Source organism: Rhizobium sp. YJ-22 (assembly GCF_029601685.1).
Taxonomy (GTDB): Bacteria; Pseudomonadota; Alphaproteobacteria; order Rhizobiales; family Rhizobiaceae; genus Metarhizobium.
The window spans coordinates 40,825-59,543 of sequence record NZ_JARRIR010000005.1; the positions used below are offsets into that span (position 1 = coordinate 40,825).

General features: G+C 63.9%; 18 protein-coding genes. 8 read left to right on the forward strand and 10 right to left on the reverse strand.

The genetic code is table 11. The features are described from left to right. Window positions 1-3: 3 nt before the first annotated feature. Complete coding sequence (gene cobS, locus P7F60_RS13345) at window positions 4-987, reverse strand: cobaltochelatase subunit CobS (RefSeq protein ID WP_277918230.1); 984 nt, start codon at window positions 985-987, stop codon at window positions 4-6. Window positions 988-1,095: 108 nt separating this feature from the next. Continuing rightward, a complete protein-coding gene (locus tag P7F60_RS13350; RefSeq protein ID WP_277918231.1) occupies window positions 1,096-1,719 on the reverse strand; it encodes a DnaJ domain-containing protein in 624 nt (207 codons plus the stop codon). A 160-nt stretch (window positions 1,720-1,879) separates the two neighbouring features. Here P7F60_RS13350 and P7F60_RS13355 point away from each other — a divergent pair, with 160 nt between their 5' ends. Further along, entirely contained in the window at window positions 1,880-2,161 is a 282-nt protein-coding gene (locus P7F60_RS13355) for a BolA family protein (protein WP_277918521.1), read from the forward strand. 110 nt (window positions 2,162-2,271) lie between these two features. On the opposite strand, the gene P7F60_RS13360 is transcribed toward P7F60_RS13355, so the two are convergent. The 8 genes from P7F60_RS13360 to P7F60_RS13395 form a co-directional block, all read right to left on the reverse strand. Next, window positions 2,272-3,996 (reverse strand): ABC transporter substrate-binding protein, encoded by a 1,725-nt coding sequence (locus tag P7F60_RS13360; RefSeq protein WP_277918232.1) that lies wholly within the window; start codon window positions 3,994-3,996, stop codon window positions 2,272-2,274. A gap of 84 nt (window positions 3,997-4,080) precedes the next feature. Further along, window positions 4,081-4,362 carry a DUF2160 domain-containing protein gene (locus P7F60_RS13365; RefSeq protein ID WP_277918233.1) on the reverse strand — a complete coding sequence of 94 codons (282 nt, stop codon included), beginning with the start codon at window positions 4,360-4,362 and terminating at the stop codon, window positions 4,081-4,083. Window positions 4,363-4,377: 15 nt separating this feature from the next. Next, window positions 4,378-5,196 carry a carbohydrate ABC transporter permease gene (locus tag P7F60_RS13370; protein ID WP_277918234.1) on the reverse strand — a complete coding sequence of 273 codons (819 nt, stop codon included), beginning with the start codon at window positions 5,194-5,196 and terminating at the stop codon, window positions 4,378-4,380. A gap of 10 nt (window positions 5,197-5,206) precedes the next feature. Then, a complete protein-coding gene (locus P7F60_RS13375) occupies window positions 5,207-6,073 on the reverse strand; it encodes a sugar ABC transporter permease (protein ID WP_277918235.1) in 867 nt (288 codons plus the stop codon). Window positions 6,074-6,076: 3 nt separating this feature from the next. Continuing rightward, window positions 6,077-7,147, reverse strand: a complete 1,071-nt coding sequence (locus P7F60_RS13380; protein WP_277918236.1) for an ABC transporter ATP-binding protein — start codon at window positions 7,145-7,147, stop codon at window positions 6,077-6,079. Window positions 7,148-7,159: 12 nt separating this feature from the next. Beyond that, complete coding sequence (locus tag P7F60_RS13385; protein ID WP_277918237.1) at window positions 7,160-8,242, reverse strand: ABC transporter ATP-binding protein; 1,083 nt, start codon at window positions 8,240-8,242, stop codon at window positions 7,160-7,162. A gap of 51 nt (window positions 8,243-8,293) precedes the next feature. Beyond that, a complete protein-coding gene (gene glpD / locus P7F60_RS13390; RefSeq protein ID WP_277918238.1) occupies window positions 8,294-9,811 on the reverse strand; it encodes a glycerol-3-phosphate dehydrogenase in 1,518 nt (505 codons plus the stop codon). A 111-nt stretch (window positions 9,812-9,922) separates the two neighbouring features. Next, on the reverse strand, window positions 9,923-10,702 hold the full coding sequence (locus P7F60_RS13395) for a DeoR/GlpR family DNA-binding transcription regulator (RefSeq protein WP_277918239.1): 780 nt from the start codon (window positions 10,700-10,702) through the stop codon (window positions 9,923-9,925). A 126-nt stretch (window positions 10,703-10,828) separates the two neighbouring features. Between P7F60_RS13395 and P7F60_RS13400 the strand changes: the two genes are divergently transcribed. From P7F60_RS13400 to P7F60_RS13430, 7 genes are all read left to right on the forward strand, one after another. Continuing rightward, window positions 10,829-11,599, forward strand: coding sequence for an SDR family oxidoreductase (locus P7F60_RS13400; protein WP_277918240.1), 771 nt, complete (start codon window positions 10,829-10,831; stop codon window positions 11,597-11,599). Between the two features lie 19 nt (window positions 11,600-11,618). Further along, window positions 11,619-12,512 carry a LysR family transcriptional regulator gene (locus P7F60_RS13405; protein WP_277918241.1) on the forward strand — a complete coding sequence of 298 codons (894 nt, stop codon included), beginning with the start codon at window positions 11,619-11,621 and terminating at the stop codon, window positions 12,510-12,512. Between the two features lie 169 nt (window positions 12,513-12,681). After that, window positions 12,682-13,161 carry a formate dehydrogenase subunit gamma gene (locus P7F60_RS13410; protein ID WP_277918242.1) on the forward strand — a complete coding sequence of 160 codons (480 nt, stop codon included), beginning with the start codon at window positions 12,682-12,684 and terminating at the stop codon, window positions 13,159-13,161. Beyond that, window positions 13,158-14,714 (forward strand): NADH-quinone oxidoreductase subunit NuoF, encoded by a 1,557-nt coding sequence (locus P7F60_RS13415; RefSeq protein WP_277918243.1) that lies wholly within the window; start codon window positions 13,158-13,160, stop codon window positions 14,712-14,714. Before P7F60_RS13410 ends, P7F60_RS13415 begins: the two co-directional genes overlap by 4 nt. Before the next feature lie 5 nt (window positions 14,715-14,719). After that, a complete protein-coding gene (fdhF, locus tag P7F60_RS13420; protein ID WP_277918244.1) occupies window positions 14,720-17,599 on the forward strand; it encodes a formate dehydrogenase subunit alpha in 2,880 nt (959 codons plus the stop codon). Window positions 17,600-17,622: 23 nt separating this feature from the next. Continuing rightward, complete coding sequence (gene fdhD / locus P7F60_RS13425) at window positions 17,623-18,441, forward strand: formate dehydrogenase accessory sulfurtransferase FdhD (protein ID WP_277918245.1); 819 nt, start codon at window positions 17,623-17,625, stop codon at window positions 18,439-18,441. Beyond that, the gene (locus P7F60_RS13430) at window positions 18,431-18,685 is read left to right on the forward strand and encodes a formate dehydrogenase subunit delta (RefSeq protein WP_277918246.1); all 255 of its coding nucleotides are present in this window, start codon (window positions 18,431-18,433) and stop codon (window positions 18,683-18,685) included. The genes fdhD and P7F60_RS13430 overlap by 11 nt, the downstream gene beginning before the upstream one ends. Window positions 18,686-18,719 lie beyond the last annotated feature (34 nt).

The window sequence follows — 18,719 nt, forward strand, 5'->3', positions numbered from 1 at the left end:
TTTTTACGCGCTCAGAACGATGTTCGCGGCGCTTTCCTTGAGTTCGACGCCGAAGGCGCGCTGGTAATGCTCGGCCACCAGCGCCCGCTCCAGCTCGTCGCACTTGTTGAGGAAGGTGACGCGGAAGGCCATGGCGACGTCGCCGAAGATGGCGGCGTTTTCCGCCCAGGTGATGACGGTACGCGGGCTCATCACCGTCGACAGGTCGCCATTGACGAAGGCGGCGCGGGTGAGATCGGCAACGCGGACCATCTTCGACACGGCGTCCCGGCCGCCGGTGAAATTCTTCACCTTGGCGAGGACGATGTCGACTTCCTTGTCATGCGGCAGATAGTTCAGCGTGGTGACGATCGACCAGCGGTCCATCTGCGCCTGGTTGATCTGCTGCGTGCCATGATAGAGGCCGGTTGTGTCGCCGAGGCCGACCGTGTTGGCGGTGGCGAACAGGCGGAAGGCCGGATGCGGGCGGATGACACGGCTCTGGTCGAGCAGGGTCAGGCGGCCCGACGATTCCAGCACACGCTGGATGACGAACATCACGTCCGGGCGGCCAGCATCGTATTCGTCGAAAACGAGCGCGACATTGTGCTGGTAGGCCCAGGGCAGGATGCCGTCCTTGAATTCGGTGACCTGCAGCCCGTCCTTGACGACGATGGCGTCCTTGCCGACCAGATCGATACGGCTGACATGGCTGTCGAGGTTGACGCGCACGCAGGGCCAGTTGAGGCGGGCGGCGACCTGCTCGATATGCGTCGACTTGCCGGTGCCGTGGAAGCCGGAGACCATCACGCGGCGGTTATGGGCAAAACCGGCGAGAATGGCGAGCGTCGTGTCGCGGTCGAAGAGGTAATCCGGGTCGAGGTCGGGGACGTAGGGGTCGCCCTTCGAATAGGCCGGCACGCGGATGTCGGTGTCAATGCCGAAAACCTCCCGGACGGAAACGGTGGTGTCCGGCAGGTTCGAATAATCGAGTTCAGTCTTGCTCATTCTGTCTCCAAGGCGGGCGCTGCCGCCCGGCCGCATCGGTCGCTTGCATGTCTTAAACGGCGTCACGCGGCGGGATAAGGTCGGTGACGCAATGAACCTTTGTGTCCCTTAGCAGAAACCGGCCTGCTTTAACAATTGATATGCTTGTATAACAGCACGAAAACGTTCTTCCGAGCCGCGATCGCCGCCATTGGCGTCGGGATGGTGCTTCTTGACCAGCGCCTTGTAGGCGCGCTTGATGTCGTCGGCGGTGGCCGTGGCGCCGAGACCGAGCGTGTCATAGGCCTTGGCCTCCAGCGTCTTGAGTTTTCGCTCGCGCGAGGGCCGCGCCGTCGGCCCGCCCTCGCCGCTGACGAAGCCGAAGGGGTCCTTCATGCGCGCATGCATGCCGGCCGTGCCCGAACGCATCTCGGAATGAACAGGCCCGGCCTTCGACGCGCGGTTGACGCCGATCGTCCAGGTCGGGCGATGACCGGTCACCGCTTCCTTCTGGTAGCGGGCGATCTCGGTATCCGAAAGGCCGGAAAAATAATTGTAGCCCTTGTTGTATTCCTTCACATGCTCAAAGCAGAACAGAAAGAACTGGCCCTCGGCATTGCGGCCCACGGGGGCGCGATGCGCGCCCTTCCGCTCGCACCCGTCCCACTGACAGGTCGGGCCGACGGGTTCGGCTTGCTGCTCCCGCTTCCGGCGGGTGCGGATACGGTCGTATATTTTTGAATCAAATCGCATGGACGAATTATGGTACGGCATCATCGGCACAACAAGAATTGACAATCGGGAATGTTGCTGGCTTTTTGGGACCATTTTCCCGAGATTACGGACTGCGCCGCCGGGCGGCCGCGAAAACTCCCGCGGCGTTGGAACGGCGCCATGAAAAGGTATGTCGCACATGTCCCTGAAGGACCGCATCGAGGCGAAACTGATCGCGGCATTTGCGCCGGAGCGGCTCGCCGTCATCAATGAAAGCCATTTGCATGCGGGACATCAGCCCGATATCACCGGCGAGGGTGAAACCCATATGCGCGTGCGTCTCGTCTCGGCGCAGTTTGCCGGCATGGGCCGGCTGCAACGCCACCGCGCCGTCACCGAGCTTCTGAAGCCGGAACTCGATGCCGGGCTGCATGCGCTGGCCATCGAACCGGCTGCCCCCGGAGAGCCGACACGCTGGTGAATATGGGAAGCGAATTCGTCGTTTCCAAGGATCGGCACATTGAAATTGCAAAGAAAAACCGTCCGCAACTTGGTTGCGGACGGCCTTGCATTCTCAAGGGATAAGCCGGCTTACTTCTTCTGCCAGCTCTTGACCAGCTCGTCGTAATTGACGGTGACCGGCTTTTCCTTCTCGTTCTCGACCTTCAGCTGCGGCGCCAGGTTGCCCTTGGAGACCGCATCCTTGTTCCAGTATTCGAGGTCGTGCTCCTCGGCCAGCTTCGGGCCGATATCGCCCTGGACGCCGGAGCGTTCGAGGCGCTGGAGAACCTTTTCCTGCTCGGCGCACAGCGAATCCATCGCTTCCTGTGCCGTCTTGGCGCCCGAGGCCGCGTCGCCCACGGCCTGCCACCACAGCTGCGCCAGCTTCGGATAATCCGGAACGTTGGTGCCGGTCGGCGACCATTGGACGCGGGCCGGCGAGCGGTAGAACTCGATCAGGCCGCCAAGCTTCGGGGCGCGGTCGGTAAAGCTCTGGTGCTGGATCGAGCTTTCGCGGGTCAGCGTCAGGCCGACATGGCTCTTCTTGACGTCGACGGTCTTGGAGGTGACGAACTGGGCATAGAGCCAGGCCGCCTTGGCGCGATCCTCGGGCGTCGACTTCAGAAGCGTCCACGAACCGACGTCCTGATAACCGAGCTTCATGCCGTCCTTCCAGTAGACGCCATGCGGCGACGGGGCGAAACGCCACTTCGGCGTACCGTCCTCGTTGACGACCGGCAGGCCCTTCTTGACCATGTCGGCGGTGAACGCGGTGTACATGAAGATCTGCTGCGCCACTTCGCCCTGCGCCGGCACGGGGCCGGATTCGGAGAAGTTCATGCCCTGGGCTGCCGGGGGAGCATAGGCCTTCAGCCAATCCAGGTATTTCTGGATGGAATAGACGGCGGCCGGGCCATTGGTATCGCCGCCGCGTGCGACGCAGGAACCGACCGGGCGCGATTTCTCGTCGACCTTGATGCCCCATTCGTCGACCGGCAGACCGTTGGGGATGCCCTTGTCGCCGTTGCCGGCCATCGAGAGCCAGGCGTCGGTGAAGCGCCAGCCGAGCGACGGATCCTTCTTGCCGTAGTCCATATGGCCGAAGACCTTCTTGCCGTCCACTTCGCGGCCGGTGAAGAATTCGGCGATATCCTCGTAAGCCGACCAGTTGACGGGAACGCCGAGGTCGTAGCCGTATTTCGCCTTGAAATCGGCCTTGTTCTTCTCGTCGTTGAACCAATCGTAACGGAACCAGTAGAGGTTGGCGAACTGCTGGTCGGGCAGCTGGTAGACGTCGCCATCCGGCGCGGTGGTGAATTTCAGGCCGATGAAGTCGTCGAGATCAAGGCCGGGATTGGTGACGTCCTTGCCTTCGTTTGCCATCCACTTGGTCAGCGAGCGTGCCTGCTGGTAGCGCCAATGGGTGCCGATCAGGTCCGAGTCGTTGACATAGGCGTCGTAGATGTTCTCGCCCGACTGCATCTGCGTCTGCAGCTTCTCGATCACGTCGCCTTCGCCGATCAGATCATGGGTGATCTTGATGCCGGTGATGTCGGCGAACGCCTTGGCGAGCGTCTTGGATTCGTATTCATGGGTGGTCAGCGTTTCGGAAACGACCTTGATCTCCATGCCGGCGAAGGGTTTCGCCGCATCGATGAACCACTGCATTTCCTTTTCCTGATCGGCGCGCGACAGGCTCGACATGTCGCCGATTTCCGCATCCAGGAATTTCTTCGCCTCGTCCATGCCGGCAAATGCCGTGCCGCTCAAAGCCAGCAACATCGCTGCCGTCGTCGTCAAAAGATGCCGTCGCATACTCATCCTCCCTAAGGTTGTTGCGATTGCAGTTCCCACCGGAGCGGCCGTCGACATTGGCCTCCCCCGCATTTCCGCTTGGCCTCAGACCGTCTTGAACACCGCGATGGCGTAAACGAGGCTGAGGGCAAGAGCCCACCACAGGTTGGGCCCGACCAGGCCCAGCCATGCGAGATGAATAAAAGCGCTGCCGAGCAGCGAAATGAACAGGCGGTCGCCGCGCGTCGTCGTAAAGCGCAGGATGCCGACCCGCGGATTGCCACCGGGCGAGATGAATTCCCACACCCCCATCGCCGCGATGAGGAGCGCGATGCCGATGAAGAACAGCGCCGTCGGCAGCGTCCAGGCCATCCAGGAAAAGTTCATGGGTCGTCCTCCCCGTCACACGCGGCCCAGGGCAAAGCCCTTGGCGATGTAGTTGCGCACGAAATAGATAACCAGCGCCCCCGGAACGATGGTCAGCACGCCGGCCGCCGCCAGCACGCCCCAGTCCATGCCCGATGCCGAGACCGTGCGCGTCATCGTCGCGGCGATCGGCTTGGCGGCGGTGGTGGTCAGCGTGCGCGCCAGCAGCAGTTCCACCCAGGAGAACATGAAGCAGAAGAAGGCGGCGACGCCGATGCCCGACGCGATCAGCGGCATGAAAATCTTCACGAAGAATTTCGGGAAGGAATAGCCGTCGATATAGGCGGTCTCGTCGATTTCCTTCGGCACGCCTGACATGAAGCCTTCGAGAATCCACACCGCCAGCGGCACGTTGAACAGGCAGTGGGCGATCGCGACAGCGATATGCGTATCGATCAGGCCGAAGGCCGAATAGAGCTGGAAGAAGGGCAGCGCGAAGACGGCCGGCGGCGCCATGCGGTTGGTCAGCAGCCAGAAGAACAGGTGCTTGTCGCCGAGGAAGCGGTAGCGCGAGAAGGCATAGGCCGCCGGCAGCGCCGCCGCCACCGAGATCACCGTGTTCATCACCACATAGATGATCGAATTGATATAGCCGTTGTACCAGGAGGGATCGGTGAAGATGATCGTGTAGTTGCGCAGCGTCGGGTTGGTCGGCCAGAGCGAGAAGGCGCCGGTGATCTCGGCGTTTTCCTTGAAGCTCATATTGACCAGCCAGTAGATCGGCAGCAGCAGGAAGAGGATGTAGAGGGTCGGCACCAGGAAGGAAAGCCGCTCGCCCATGGATCGATTGTTCATGGGATTCTCCTTAAGCCTGCGCGTCGCCGGAGGTCATGACGGTGTAGAACACCCATGACAGCAGCAGGATGATGAGGAAGTAGACGATCGACATCGCCGCCGCCGGACCAAGGTCGAACTGTCCCACCGCCATCTTGACGAGATCGATGGACAGGAAGGTGGTCGAGTTGCCGGGGCCGCCGCCGGTGACGACGAAAGGCTCGGTATAGATCATGAAGCTGTCCATGAAGCGCAGGAGCACGGCGATCAGCAGCACCCGGTTCATCTTGGGCAACTGGATGTAGCGGAACACGGACCAGCGCGAGGCGCCGTCGATCTTGGCCGCCTGGTAATAGGCGTCGGGGATCGAGACGAGGCCGGCATAGCAGAGCAGCACGACGAGGCTGGTCCAGTGCCAGACATCCATGACGATGACGGTGATCCAGGCCGCCGTCGGGCTCTGCACGTAGTTGTAGTCGATGCCGAGCGCTTCCAGCGTATGGCCGAGCAGGCCGATATCGACGCGGCCGAAGACCTGCCAGATGGTGCCGACCACGTTCCACGGGATCAAGAGTGGCAGCGCCATCAGCACCAGGCAGACCGGCACGCCCAACCCCTTCTTGGGCATGTTGAGCGCGATCAGAATGCCGAGCGGGATTTCAATCGCAAGGATGACCAGCGAGAAGATCAGGTTGCGCAGCAGCGCATCCCAGAAGCGCGGCGAATGCAGGATCTCGGTGAACCAGTCGGTGCCGGCCCAGAAGAACTGGTTGTTGCCGAAGGTATCCTGCACCGAATAGTTCACCACCGTCATCAGCGGGATGGCAGCCGAGAAGGCGACGAGCACCAGCACCGGCAGGACGAGAAACCAGGCCTTGTTGTTCCAGGTCTTTTCCATGGGTCAGGCCTCCTTGCCCACGCGCCAGCTATCGGCATAGATGCTGATGGCGGCGGGATCGAAACGGACGCGCGCATCCGTGGGGATTTCGCCGTCCTCGGGCACGACGATGGCCAGCGGCTGGCCGGCGAAACGGGCGCGCACGATCTTCTGGCGGCCTATATCCTCGACCTTGGCGATCTCCACCGGCATGCCCTCGCGTCCCAGCCGGACGAATTCCGGGCGAATGCCGAGTTCGACCTTGGCGGCCGACCCGATATCAGGCGCATGGTCGAGGCCCAGCACCTGGTCACCGATCGTCACCTGCGACCCATCGACCCTGGCCGGCAGCACGTTCATGCCGGGCGAACCGATGAAATAGCCGACGAAGGTATGGCTCGGCCTTTCGAACAGCTCCGCCGGCGTGCCGATCTGCACGATCTCGCCGTCATACATGACCACCACCTTGTCGGCGAAGGTCAGGGCCTCGGTCTGATCATGTGTGACGTAGACCATGGTGAAGCCGAACTGGCGGTGCAGCTTCTTGAGCTGCGAGCGCAGCACCCATTTCATGTGCGGATCGATGACCGTCAGCGGCTCGTCGAACAGGATGGCGCTGACATCGTTGCGCACCAGGCCGCGGCCGAGCGAGATCTTCTGCTTCTGGTCGGCGGTCAGCCCCCGCGCCTTGCGGTCGGCCCAATGCGACAGGTCGATCATTTCGAGGATGTCGCGCACCCGCCGGTCGATCTCGGCGGCCGGCACATGGCGGTTGCGCAAGGGAAAGGCGAGATTGTCGTAGACGGTCATGGTGTCGTAGATGACCGGGAACTGGAAGACCTGGGCGATGTTGCGCTTTTCGGTCGGCAGGTGGGTGACGTCGACGCCGTCGAACAGGATGCGGCCCTCGGAGGGCTGCACCAGGCCCGAGATGATGTTGAGCAGCGTCGTCTTGCCGCAGCCGGAGGGGCCGAGCAGCGCATAGGCGCCGCCGTCGTTCCATTCGTGATGGACTTCCTTCAGCGCGTAGTCCTTGGCCGAGGTCGGGCGCGGCCCGTAGGCGTGGCGGATATGGTCGAGATCGATGCGTGCCATGTCCCTCTCTCCTCAGGCTGCCGCGGCCGGTGCTGCGGCAATCGCCGCCCCGTCCGGGCCGAACGCCATCAGGTGGCGCGTGTCGAGATAGATGTCGATTGCCCGGTCGGGCTCGATATCGTGGATGCCGTGCTCCAGCATCACCCAGCGGGCGCCGGCGAAATCGACATGGATGAAGCTTTCCGAACCGGTGATTTCCGAAATCAGCGTGCGCACCGGCACGCGCTGGGCGCCGGGGGCGGCCGGCGCCAGCGCCAGATGATGCGGATGGAAGGCGATGGTCACGGGACCGTCGGCCATATGCGCCAGATGCGCCGGCACGGCGAAGGCCTCGACGTCCTGGCGCAGGAACTGGCCGCCGCGCTTGACCAGCTCGATGATGTTGAGCGGCGGATCGGCGAAGGTGCGCGCCGTGTTGAGATCGACCGGGCGGCGATAGACCTCGATGGTCGGGCCGAACTGGGTGATGCGCCCCTGCGACAGCGTCGCGGTATTGCCGCCGAGCAGCAGCGCCTCGGACGGTTCGGTCGTCGCATAGACGAAGATGGCGCCGGAGGCGGCAAACAGCCGCGGCAGTTCCTCGCGCAATTCCTCGCGCAGCTTGTAGTCGAGATTGGCGAGCGGCTCGTCGAGGAGAACGAGGCTGGCATTCTTGACGATGGCGCGCGCTAAGGCCGTGCGCTGCTGCTGGCCGCCCGAGAGGTTGAGCGGCGTACGCTCCAGATAGGGCGTCAGCTTGAGCAGGTCGGCGGCCTTGCGTACCTCGCGGTCGATGGTCGCGGCATCCTTGCCGGCGATACGCATCGGCGAGGCGATGTTTTCGTAGACTGACAGCGCCGGGTAATTGATGAACTGCTGGTAGACCATCGCGACGTTGCGTTCCTGCACGCGCAGGCCGGTCACGTCCTTGCCGTCGAAATGGATGGAGCCGCCGCTCGGCTTGTCGAGGCCGGCCATCAGCCGCATCAGCGAGGTCTTGCCGGACAGTGTCGGCCCGAGAAGCACGTTGAGCGTGCCTCTTTGAAGCACGAGGTCGCAGGGGTGGATATGCACCTCGGCGCCGACCGTCTTCGACACGTTTTTCAATTCAAGCATGAATTCCCCCAGGCCTCCTCAAACCTTCGGCATGCGCAGTCGTGGCCGCCCTCAGGCGGCGGACGAGGCGGCGATACCCGCCATGTAGTCATCGAGTGCCGCCGCTTCCTCGCGCGACAGGTAGAGGCCGCGCTTGGTGCGCCGCCACAACACGTCCTCGGCGCTCCGCGCCCATTCGCGCGCCATCAGCCAGCGGACTTCGCATTCGTAGAGATCGCCGCCGAAATGCCGTCCGAGATTATCAAGCGAACGGGCATTTCCAAGCATGTCGGCGGCAAGCGTACCGTAAAGCCGCACCAGCCGGCGGGCATGGGCATCGCCCAGGAAGCCGAATTTCGCCTTCAGGCTCGTCACCTGCGCCTCATAGGCGGTGGGCACGAAGCCGCCGCCCGGCAGATGCGACCCCGCCGTCCAGGGCTTGCCCTTTTCGCCGATGGCTTCGCCGATCTTTTCCAGCGCATGTTCGGCCAGCCGCCGATAGGTGGTCAGCTTGCCGCCGAAGACGTTGAGCAGCGGCGCGTTGCCATCCTCGCCCTCGACCTTCAGCACATAGTCGCGCGTCGCCTCCTGCGCCTTGGAGGCGCCGTCGTCGAACAGCGGCCGCACGCCGGAATAGGTCCAGACGATATCTTCCTCTCGGACCGGCTCGGCGAAATATTCGCTGGCCGCGCGGCAAAGATAACTGATTTCCTCGGAGGAGATCGCCGCCTTGCGCGGATCGGCGGTGTAGTCGCGATCGGTGGTGCCGATCAGCGTGAAATCGTTCTCGTAGGGAATGGCGAAGATGATGCGATTGTCCGGATTCTGGAAGAAATAGGCGCGCGGATCGTCGAACTTCCTGCGCACGACGATATGGCTGCCCTGCACCAGACGGACGTTGTGGACATCGTTGCGGCCGAGCGCCTCGGCCAGCACATGGTCGACCCAGGGGCCGGCGGCATTGACCAGCATGCGAGCGCGCACTTCGCTCGCCGTGCCGTCGTCCTTGCGCAAGCCGATGACCCAGACACCGTTTTCGCGCCTTGCGGAGACGACGGCCGTGCGGGCAAAAATATCGGCGCCCTTGTCGGCGGCGTCGCGGGCATTGAGGACGACGAGGCGGGCATCATCCACCCAACCGTCGGAATATTCGAAGGCCTTGGTGAACAGCGGCTTCAACGGCTTGGCCGCAGGATCGCGCCGCATGTCGAGCGAGCGCGTCGCCGGCAGGAGCTTGCGCCCGCCAAGATGATCGTAGAGAAACAGCCCGAGGCGGATCAGCCAGGCCGGACGGATGCCGCCCTTGTGATAGGGCAGCACGAAACGCATGGGCCGGATGATGTGCGGCGCCATCGCCCACAGCACTTCGCGCTCCATCAGCGCCTCGCGCACCAGCCGGAACTCGTAATGTTCGAGATAGCGCAAGCCGCCATGGATCAGCTTGGTGGCCGCCGAAGACGTTCCCGAGGCGAAATCCTTCGCCTCCGCCAGCGCCACGCCATATCCCCGCCCTGCGGCATCCCGGGCGATTCCGCACCCGTTGATCCCGCCGCCGATGACGAACAGATCGTACACCGCATGCCCGGCCAATTCGAAAACTCCCCCACATTTTCGCATCGCACAATTTTGCGCATTTGCGAAAGCAGGATTAGTTAAAACGAAAATTTTCCGAATGTCAAACGAATGTATAGCGAAAATATGCTATTCCGAGGCGATTTCCCCATCGGTTTCGATCAACTGCACGTCGTGCTCGATGCAGATGTCGCGCAACGACGGCAGCGGACAGCGGTCGGTGATGAACGTGTGAACCTGCGACAGATGTCCGATGCGCACCGGCGCGTTGCGGTCGAACTTCGACGAATCGGAGACGAGGATGACGTTGCGGGCATTGGCGATGATCGCCTGCGCCACTTTCACTTCTCGGAAATCGAAATCCAGCAGCGCCCCGTCATGATCGATGGCGGAGGCGCCGATGACGGCGTAATCCACCTTGAACTGGCGGATGAAATCCACCGCGGCCTCGCCGACGATGCCGCCGTCCGAGCCGCGCACCACGCCGCCTGCGATCACCACCTCGATCGAGGGAAACAACCGCAAGCGGTTGGCGACGTTGATGTTGTTGGTGATCACCATCAGTTCGCGATGATCGAGCAGCGCCTCGCCCACCGCTTCCGTGGTCGTGCCGATATTGATGAACAGCGAGGAATTGTCGGGGATCAGCGCTGCCGCCGCCCGGCCGATGGCCTGCTTTTCGGTCGCGGCGATCGAACGGCGCGCCTCGTATTTGACGTTTTCCGTGCCGCTCGGGAAAATCGCCCCGCCATGCACGCGCGTCAGCGCCCGGCCCTCGCACAGATCGTTGAGATCCTTGCGAATCGTTTGCGGCGTCACCGAGAACCGGCCTGCCAGTTCCTCCACCTGGACGCGACCCTCCGCCTTGGCGATTTCGAGAATCTCCGCCTGTCTCCCCGTCAGGAACATGCCCCCTCCCCACCTTTCGTTTTTCTTCATGATAGGCAAAAGCGAAAATAGCGCAATCGGTCAGATGCACAGTTGCCCCGCGCCTCGATGCCATGCACAGTGGGGAGAAGGCGAGGAGAAAACGATATGTTTCATCCAAAACTGTTCGACGGGAAGAACATCGTGGTCACCGGCGCCGGCCGTGGCATCGGGCTGGAAGTGGCGCGGCTGTTTCTCGACTGCGGCGCCCATGTCGTCGTCCATGTCGGGCGGCGCATCGCCGACGACATGCCGGATTTCCTGCTCGAGGCGCAATCGGAACGCCGCGCCTTCCTGATCGCCGCCGATTTCCTGCAGCGCGGCGGCGTCGAAGGGTTCGTCTCGGCCGTGCGGGAGCGCTTCGATGTCCTGCACGGCCTCGTCAACAATGCCGGCACCATGGTCGGCCGCTTTCCCGCCGACGAGCTGACCGACGCCGAATATGAAACCGTGGTGCGCCTCAACCAGACCTCGGTGGTCGAGGTGACGCGCGGGCTTCTGCCGCTCCTGAAAACCGCCGGCGATGCCGCGATCGTCAGCACGGTGTCGATTTCGGCGCTGACCGGCGGCAGCGCCGGCTCGGCGATCTATTCGGCTACGAAAGCCTTCGTCTCGACCTATTCCAAGGCGCTTGCCCGCGAACTGGCCCCGGCCGGCATCCGCGTCAACTGCGTCTCCCCCGGCACCATCGCCACCGATTTCCACGAGCGTTATTCCTCGCCCGAAAAGCTGGAGGCGACCCGCAAGGCGATCCCGCTGCAACGGCTCGGCACGCCGGAGGATTGCGCCCCCGCCTATCTCTTCCTCGCCGCCGCGTCGCTGTCCGGCGACATCACCGGGCAGGTGATCGAGATCAATGGCGGCCAGTTGATCTGCTGATCAGCGATTGGCGGATGCGATGATAGACAAGCTCGAATATTTCATGGCGCTGGCGCGCGAACGCCATTTCGCCAGGGCGGCCGAAGAGCTCGGCATCTCGCAGCCGACGCTGTCGGCGGCGATCCGCCAGCTTGAGGACCAGCTCGGGGTGGTGCTGGTCAATCGCGGTTCCCGCTTCCAGGGGCTGACGCCGGAGGGCCAGCGCGTGCTGGAATGGGCGCGCCGCATCGTCGGCGACACCCGCACCATGCGCGAGGAGATGCGCGCCGCCCGTAGCGGCCTCTCCGGCCATATCCGCCTTGCCGCCATTCCCACGACGCTGGCGCTGGTGCAGCGCCTCACCGGTCCTTTCCAGAAAAAGCACCCGGACGTCACCTTCTCCATCGTCTCGGCCAATTCGCTGCAGATCCTCAGCCAGCTTGAGAATTTCGAGATCGACGCCGGCCTGACCTATCTCGAAAATGAGCCGCTCGGCCGCGTCACCAGCGTGCCGCTCTACGAGGAGCGCTATTGCCTGGTCACCGCTCGCAACGGCCCGTTTGCGGATCGCGAAAGCGTGACCTGGAGCGAAGCAGGCAACGTTAGCCTTTGCCTATTGACCGCCGACATGCAGAATCGCCGCATCATCAACCGCCACTTCGCCGAGGCCGGCGTCGACGTGCAGCCGCGCCTCGAATCCAACTCGATGATCGTCCTGTTCTCGCATGTGCTGACCGGCCGCTGGTGCAGTATCATGCCGCGAAACACGGCCAAATCCTTCGGATTTCATGAGGAAATCAGTATAGTTTCACTGACCGAGCCGGAGCCTTTTCACCGCATCGGCCTGGTTGCGACCTATCGTGAACCATTCACGCCGCTGGTCTCGGCGTTATTGCATGAGGCGCGAACACTGGCGGAAGCTGGCTTCAATTGATAGAAAATTCCTATCAGGCAACGCATCTGTCTTATTGATCGCACCTGCCTTCCCTGTCACAATCTGAGAGAGCTTTGGAGAAGCTCGACGCCCCCGGTTTCGGCCGGGATCATCAAGCGCAACAGGCGCGGGCCGCAGGCCGGCGGATTGGCGCATCGGGAGGCTGAGCATGAACATTCATGTCGCCGATGGCGACATCGGCAATCGCACGCTGGCAATCGTCGGCGAGTTGAAATCGCTCGAAGGCCCGCTTCTGCCGATCCTTCATGCGATCCAGGCCGAATTCGGCTATGTGCCGCAGGAGAGCTTGGCCGTAATCGCCCGCGAGCTGAACCTGTCGCGCGCCGAGGTGCATGGCGTCGTCACCTTCTACCACGATTACCGCGACCACCCGACTGGCCGCCATGTCCTGAAACTCTGTCGCGCCGAGGCCTGTCAGTCGATGGGCGGCGACGAGATCGCCGAGCGCATCAAGACGCTGCTCGGCATCGATTTCCACCAGACGACGCTGGACGGCGCAGTGACGCTGGAGCCGATCTTCTGTCTCGGGCTCTGCGCCTGCGCGCCCGCCGCCATGCTCGACGGCGAGCTGCACGGTCGCCTCGATACCGCATCCGTCGCCGAACTCGTCGCGGAGGCCCGCCGATGACCGTCACCGTCTTCATTCCCCGCGATGCCGCAGCGCTTGCCGTCGGCGCCGACAAGGTGGCGAACGCCATCGCAGCCGAGATCGAACGCCGCGGCCTCGATGCCCGCATCGTCCGCAACGGTTCGCGCGGCATGTTCTGGCTGGAGCCGCTCGTCGAAATACGCACCGATCATGGCCGCATCGCCTATGGCCCGGTTCGGCCAAGCGACGTCACCGGCCTGTTCGATGCCGATTTTCTCGCCGGCGGCGCGCATCCCCTCTGTCTCGGGCCGACGCAGGACATTCCGTTCCTGCGTCAGCAGACCCGCCTGACCTTCGCCCGCTGCGGCGTCACCGATCCGCTGTCGCTGGAGGATTACCGTCATTATGCCGGTCTGCAGGGGCTGGAAAAAGCCATCGCCATGGCGCCCGCCGAGATCGTCGCAGAGGTCACCGAGAGCGGCCTGCGCGGACGCGGCGGCGCGGGCTTTCCCACCGGCATCAAGTGGAAGACGGTCGCCGATGCCAAGGCCGATCAGAAATACATCGTCTGCAATGCCGACGAGGGCGATTCCGGCACCTTCGCCGACCGGATGATCATGGAAGGCGATCCCTTCGTGCTGATCGAGGGCATGGCGATCGCCGGCATCGCCACCGGCGCGACCCGCGGCTATGTCTACACCCGCTCTGAGTATCCCCATGCCATCGCGGCGATGGAAGCGGCGATCGCCATCGCCCGCAAGGCCGGCATCCTCGGCCCGTCCGTGCTCGGCTCCGCCTATGCCTTCGACATGGAGGTCCGCTCCGGGGCCGGGGCCTATGTCTGCGGCGAGGAGACCTCGCTGCTGAATTCGCTGGAAGGCAAGCGCGGCGTGGTCCGCGCCAAGCCGCCGCTGCCCGCCTTGCAAGGCTTCCTCGGCCAGCCGACCGTCGTCAACAACGTCATGTCGCTCGCCTCCGTGCCGATCATCCTCGATCGCGGCGCCGCCTTCTACCGTGATTTCGGCATGGGTCGCTCGCGCGGCACCATCCCGATCCAGATCGCCGGCAACGTCAAGCATGGCGGGCTCTATGAAACCGCCTTCGGCCTGTCGCTCGGCGAGATCGTCGATCACATCGGCGGCGGCACGGCCAGCGGCCGCCCGGTCAAGGCGGTGCAGGTCGGCGGCCCGCTCGGCGCCTATTTTCCGCGTGCGCTGTTCGATACGCCCTTCGACTATGAGGCCTTTGCCGCGAAGGATGGCTTGATCGGCCATGCCGGCATCGTCGTCTTCGACGACACCGTCGACATGCTGAAACAGGCCCGTTTCGCCATGGAATTCTGCGCCGTCGAAAGCTGTGGCAAATGCACCCCCTGCCGCATCGGCTCGACGCGCGGCGTCGAGACCGCGGATAAGATCGCGAGAGGGCTCGAGCCGGAAAAGAACCGCGCGCTTCTCGCCGATCTCTGCAACACCATGAAGTTCGGCTCGCTCTGTGCGCTCGGCGGCTTCACGCCCTATCCGGTCCTCAGCGCCATGACGCATTTCCCGGACGATTTCAAACCGGCGCCGATCGCGCAAGCAGCGGAGTAACTGCCATGTCCCTGATTCACGAAATCGACTACGGCACGCCGGCCTCCACCGCCGAGACCATGGTGACGCTCACCATCGACGGCCGCGACATTTCCGTGCCCTCGGGCACTTCGATCATGCGCGCCTCGATGGAGGCCGGCATCCAGGTGCCGAAGCTTTGCGCCACGGATATGGTCGACGCCTTCGGCTCCTGCCGCCTCTGTCTGGTGGAAATCGAGGGACGCAACGGCACGCCGGCCTCCTGCACCACGCCGGTCGCGCCGGGCATGGTCGTGCATACCCAGACCGGCCGCCTCAAGGACATCCGTCGCGGCGTGATGGAACTCTACATCTCCGACCATCCGCTCGACTGCCTGACATGCGCCGCCAATGGCGATTGCGAGCTGCAGGACATGGCCGGCGCCGTGGGCCTGCGCGACGTGCGCTACGGTTATGAGGGCGACAACCACGTCCGCGCCCGCAACAATGGCGACATCAACGCCAAGTGGATGCCGAAGGACGAATCCAACCCCTATTTCACCTATGATCCGGCGAAATGCATCGTCTGCTCGCGTTGCGTGCGCGCCTGCGAGGAAGTCCAGGGGACGTTTGCGCTGACCATCGAGGGCCGCGGCTTCGGCAGCCGCGTCTCGCCCGGCATGCATGAGCATTTCATCTCCTCCGAATGCGTCTCCTGCGGCGCCTGCGTGCAGGCCTGCCCGACGGCGACGCTGACCGAAAAATCGGTGATCGAGATCGGCCAGCCGGAACACTCGCTGGTCACGACCTGCGCCTATTGCGGCGTCGGCTGCTCGTTCAAGGCGGAAATGCGCGGCGAGGAACTGGTGCGCATGGTGCCGTGGAAGGACGGCAAGGCCAATCGCGGCCATTCCTGCGTCAAGGGCCGCTTCGCCTATGGCTATTCGATGCACGAGGACCGCATCCTCAACCCGATGATCCGCGAAAAGATCTCCGATCCTTGGCGCGAGGTCACCTGGGAAGAGGCCTATGCGCATGTGGCCTCGGAATTCCGCCGCCTGCAATATCAATATGGCCGCGATGCCGTCGGCGGCATCACCTCCTCGCGCTGCACCAACGAGGAAACCTATCTGGTGCAGAAGCTGGTGCGCGCCGGCTTCGGCAACAACAATGTCGACACCTGCGCGCGCGTGTGCCATTCGCCGACCGGCTACGGCCTCGGCCAGGCCTTCGGCACCTCGGCCGGCACCCAGGATTTCGATTCGGTCGAGCATAGCGATATCGTCGTCGTCATCGGCGCCAACCCGACAGACGGCCACCCGGTCTTCGGCTCGCGCTTGAAGAAGCGCCTGCGCCAGGGCGCAAAGCTGATCGTCATCGACCCGCGCCGCACCGACCTCGTCAAGTCGCCGCATGTCGAAGCCGCCTATCACCTCGCCCTCAAGCCCGGCACCAATGTTGCGATGATGACGGCGCTGGCGCATGTTATCGTCACCGAGGGGCTGGCCGACGAGCAGTTCATCCGCGAGCGTTGTGACTGGTCCGAATTCGAGGATTGGGCCGGTTTCGTCGCCGAGGAGCGCCACAGCCCCGAAGCCGTCGAAACCCTGACCGGCGTGCCCGCCCATCTGGTGCGCGGCGCGGCGCGGCTGTTTGCCACCGGCGGCAACGGCGCCATCTATTACGGCCTCGGCGTCACCGAGCACAGCCAGGGCTCGACCACGGTCATGGCCATCGCCAACCTTGCCATGGTCACCGGCAATATCGGCCGCCCCGGCGTCGGCGTGAACCCGCTGCGCGGCCAGAACAACGTCCAGGGTTCCTGCGACATGGGCTCCTTCCCGCATGAACTGCCGGGCTACCGCCACGTCGCCGACGACGCCACCCGCGAGATCTTCGAGAAGATGTGGGGCGTGACGCTGTCGAGCGAGCCGGGCCTGCGCATCAACAACATGCTGGACGCCGCCGTCGACGGCTCCTTCAAGGGCCTCTACATCCAGGGCGAGGACATTCTCCAGTCCGACCCGGATACCAGGCATGTCGCCGCCGGCCTCGCCGCCATGGAATGCGTCGTCGTGCAGGATCTGTTCCTCAACGAGACGGCCAATTACGCCCATGTCTTCCTGCCGGGCTCGACCTTCCTCGAAAAGGACGGCACCTTCACCAATGCCGAGCGCCGCATCAACCGCGTGCGCAAGGTCATGACCCCGAAGAACGGCTATGCCGACTGGGAAGTGACGCAGAACCTGGCGCAGGCCATGGGTTTGGCCTGGAACTATGCCCACCCATCCGAGATCATGGACGAGATCGCCGCGACGACCCCGAGCTTCGCGCTGGTTTCCTACGACTATCTCGACAAGATGGGTTCGGTGCAGTGGCCCTGCAACGAGAAGACGCCGCAGGGCTCGCCGATCATGCATATCGACGGCTTCGTACGCGGCAAGGGCAAGTTCATCCGCACCGAATATGTGGCGACCGACGAACGCACCGGCGCGCGCTTCCCGCTGTTGCTCACCACCGGCCGCATCCTCAGCCAGTACAATGTCGGCGCCCAGACCCGGCGCACCGACAACGTCGTCTGGCATGAGGAGGACCGGCTGGAAGTGCATCCGCACGACGCCGAGCTGCGCGGCATCCGCGACGGCGACTGGGTGCGGCTCGCCAGCCGCTCCGGCGACACGACGCTACGCGCCCTGATCACCGACCGCGTGGCGCCCGGCGTCGTCTACACCACCTTCCATCACCCGACGACGCAGGCCAACGTCATCACCACCGACTTCTCCGACTGGGCGACCAACTGCCCGGAATACAAGGTGACGGCGGTGCAGATCTCGCCCTCAAATGGCCCGTCCGAATGGCAGGTGGAATATGACGAGCAGGCAAGGCGCTCGCGCCGCATTGCCGGCAAGCTCGAGGCGGCGGAGTAATCCGCCGCGATGAGGCCGGCCCGATGAAGACCACGGCAACCGCGCCACGCATCGCCCGCCGCGACGGCATCGTCCGAAACGGCACGCGCATCGTGCCCGAGGAGGTTCCGATCGCCTTTTCCTATGGCGGCTCGACTCATGCGGTGATGATGGGAACGCCGGCCGATCTCACCGACTTCGCCCTCGGCTTCAGCCTGACCGAGGGCATCGTCTCCTGCGCCGCCGACATCGCCGCCATCGATATCCTCGAGGCCGGCGACGGCCTCGACGTGCAGATCGCGCTGGTCGATGATGCTGCCGATGCACTACGCCTCCGCCGCCGGCATATGGCCGGCCCGGTGGGATGCGGCCTCTGCGGCATCGAATCCATAGAGCAGGCGACCCGCGCCGTGCCGAATGTATCCGCCGCCACTCTGACGCTCGACCATCGCCAGATCGCCGCAGCCATCGCGGCACTGAACGATGGCCAACCGCTGCATAGGCTGACCCATGCCGTGCATGGCGCCGGCTTCTTCATTCCCGGCGAGGGACTGGTCGCCGTGCGCGAGGATGTCGGGCGCCACAATGCGCTCGACAAGCTCTGCGGCGCCGTGCTCGCCGCCGGGCGGCAGGGCCATGAAGGCGCTGTCGTGGTTACCAGCCGCCTGTCGGTGGAGATGGTGCAGAAGGCGGCGATCCTCGGCAGCGGCATCCTGATCGCAATTTCCGCGCCGACGGCGCTGGCGCTGCGCACCGCGCAAACCGCCGGCCTGACACTGATCGCGCTGGCCCGCGGCGAGGATTTCGAGATCTTTACCCACCCCCATCGCATTGCTGCAGGAGTATCCGCCCATGTCGCATGATTCGACCTCGACCGAGGACAAGCTGATTCGCATGGCCAACCAGATCGCCACCTTTTTCGAGTCCCAGCCGGAACAGGAACGTATTGACGGCGTCGCCGGCCATATCAACAAATTCTGGGAACCGCGCATGCGGCGGCAATTCTTCGAGCTGGTGGACAATGGCGCCAAGGGGTTTCACCCCCTCGTCCTGAATGCCGCGCAACGGATCCGTCGCCCCGCCCCCGCGCAGGCCGGTCACGGCTGACAAACGGAAAACCCGGCGACATCAAGGACTGACG

Coding starts and splice junctions, on each gene's coding strand:
- P7F60_RS13365 (WP_277918233.1), bottom strand. CDS start 4,362: ATGAACTTTTCCTGGATGGCCTGGACGCTGCCGACGGCGCTGTTCTTC.
- fdhD (WP_277918245.1), top strand. CDS start 17,623: ATGAAGACCACGGCAACCGCGCCACGCATCGCCCGCCGCGACGGCATC.
- fdhF (WP_277918244.1), top strand. CDS start 14,720: ATGTCCCTGATTCACGAAATCGACTACGGCACGCCGGCCTCCACCGCC.
- cobS (WP_277918230.1), bottom strand. CDS start 987: ATGAGCAAGACTGAACTCGATTATTCGAACCTGCCGGACACCACCGTT.
- P7F60_RS13395 (WP_277918239.1), bottom strand. CDS start 10,702: ATGTTCCTGACGGGGAGACAGGCGGAGATTCTCGAAATCGCCAAGGCG.
- P7F60_RS13350 (WP_277918231.1), bottom strand. CDS start 1,719: ATGCGATTTGATTCAAAAATATACGACCGTATCCGCACCCGCCGGAAG.
- P7F60_RS13405 (WP_277918241.1), top strand. CDS start 11,619: ATGATAGACAAGCTCGAATATTTCATGGCGCTGGCGCGCGAACGCCAT.
- P7F60_RS13380 (WP_277918236.1), bottom strand. CDS start 7,147: ATGGCACGCATCGATCTCGACCATATCCGCCACGCCTACGGGCCGCGC.
- P7F60_RS13360 (WP_277918232.1), bottom strand. CDS start 3,996: ATGCGACGGCATCTTTTGACGACGACGGCAGCGATGTTGCTGGCTTTG.
- P7F60_RS13375 (WP_277918235.1), bottom strand. CDS start 6,073: ATGGAAAAGACCTGGAACAACAAGGCCTGGTTTCTCGTCCTGCCGGTG.
- P7F60_RS13385 (WP_277918237.1), bottom strand. CDS start 8,242: ATGCTTGAATTGAAAAACGTGTCGAAGACGGTCGGCGCCGAGGTGCAT.
- P7F60_RS13410 (WP_277918242.1), top strand. CDS start 12,682: ATGAACATTCATGTCGCCGATGGCGACATCGGCAATCGCACGCTGGCA.
- P7F60_RS13400 (WP_277918240.1), top strand. CDS start 10,829: ATGTTTCATCCAAAACTGTTCGACGGGAAGAACATCGTGGTCACCGGC.
- P7F60_RS13430 (WP_277918246.1), top strand. CDS start 18,431: ATGTCGCATGATTCGACCTCGACCGAGGACAAGCTGATTCGCATGGCC.
- P7F60_RS13355 (WP_277918521.1), top strand. CDS start 1,880: ATGTCCCTGAAGGACCGCATCGAGGCGAAACTGATCGCGGCATTTGCG.
- P7F60_RS13415 (WP_277918243.1), top strand. CDS start 13,158: ATGACCGTCACCGTCTTCATTCCCCGCGATGCCGCAGCGCTTGCCGTC.
- P7F60_RS13370 (WP_277918234.1), bottom strand. CDS start 5,196: ATGAACAATCGATCCATGGGCGAGCGGCTTTCCTTCCTGGTGCCGACC.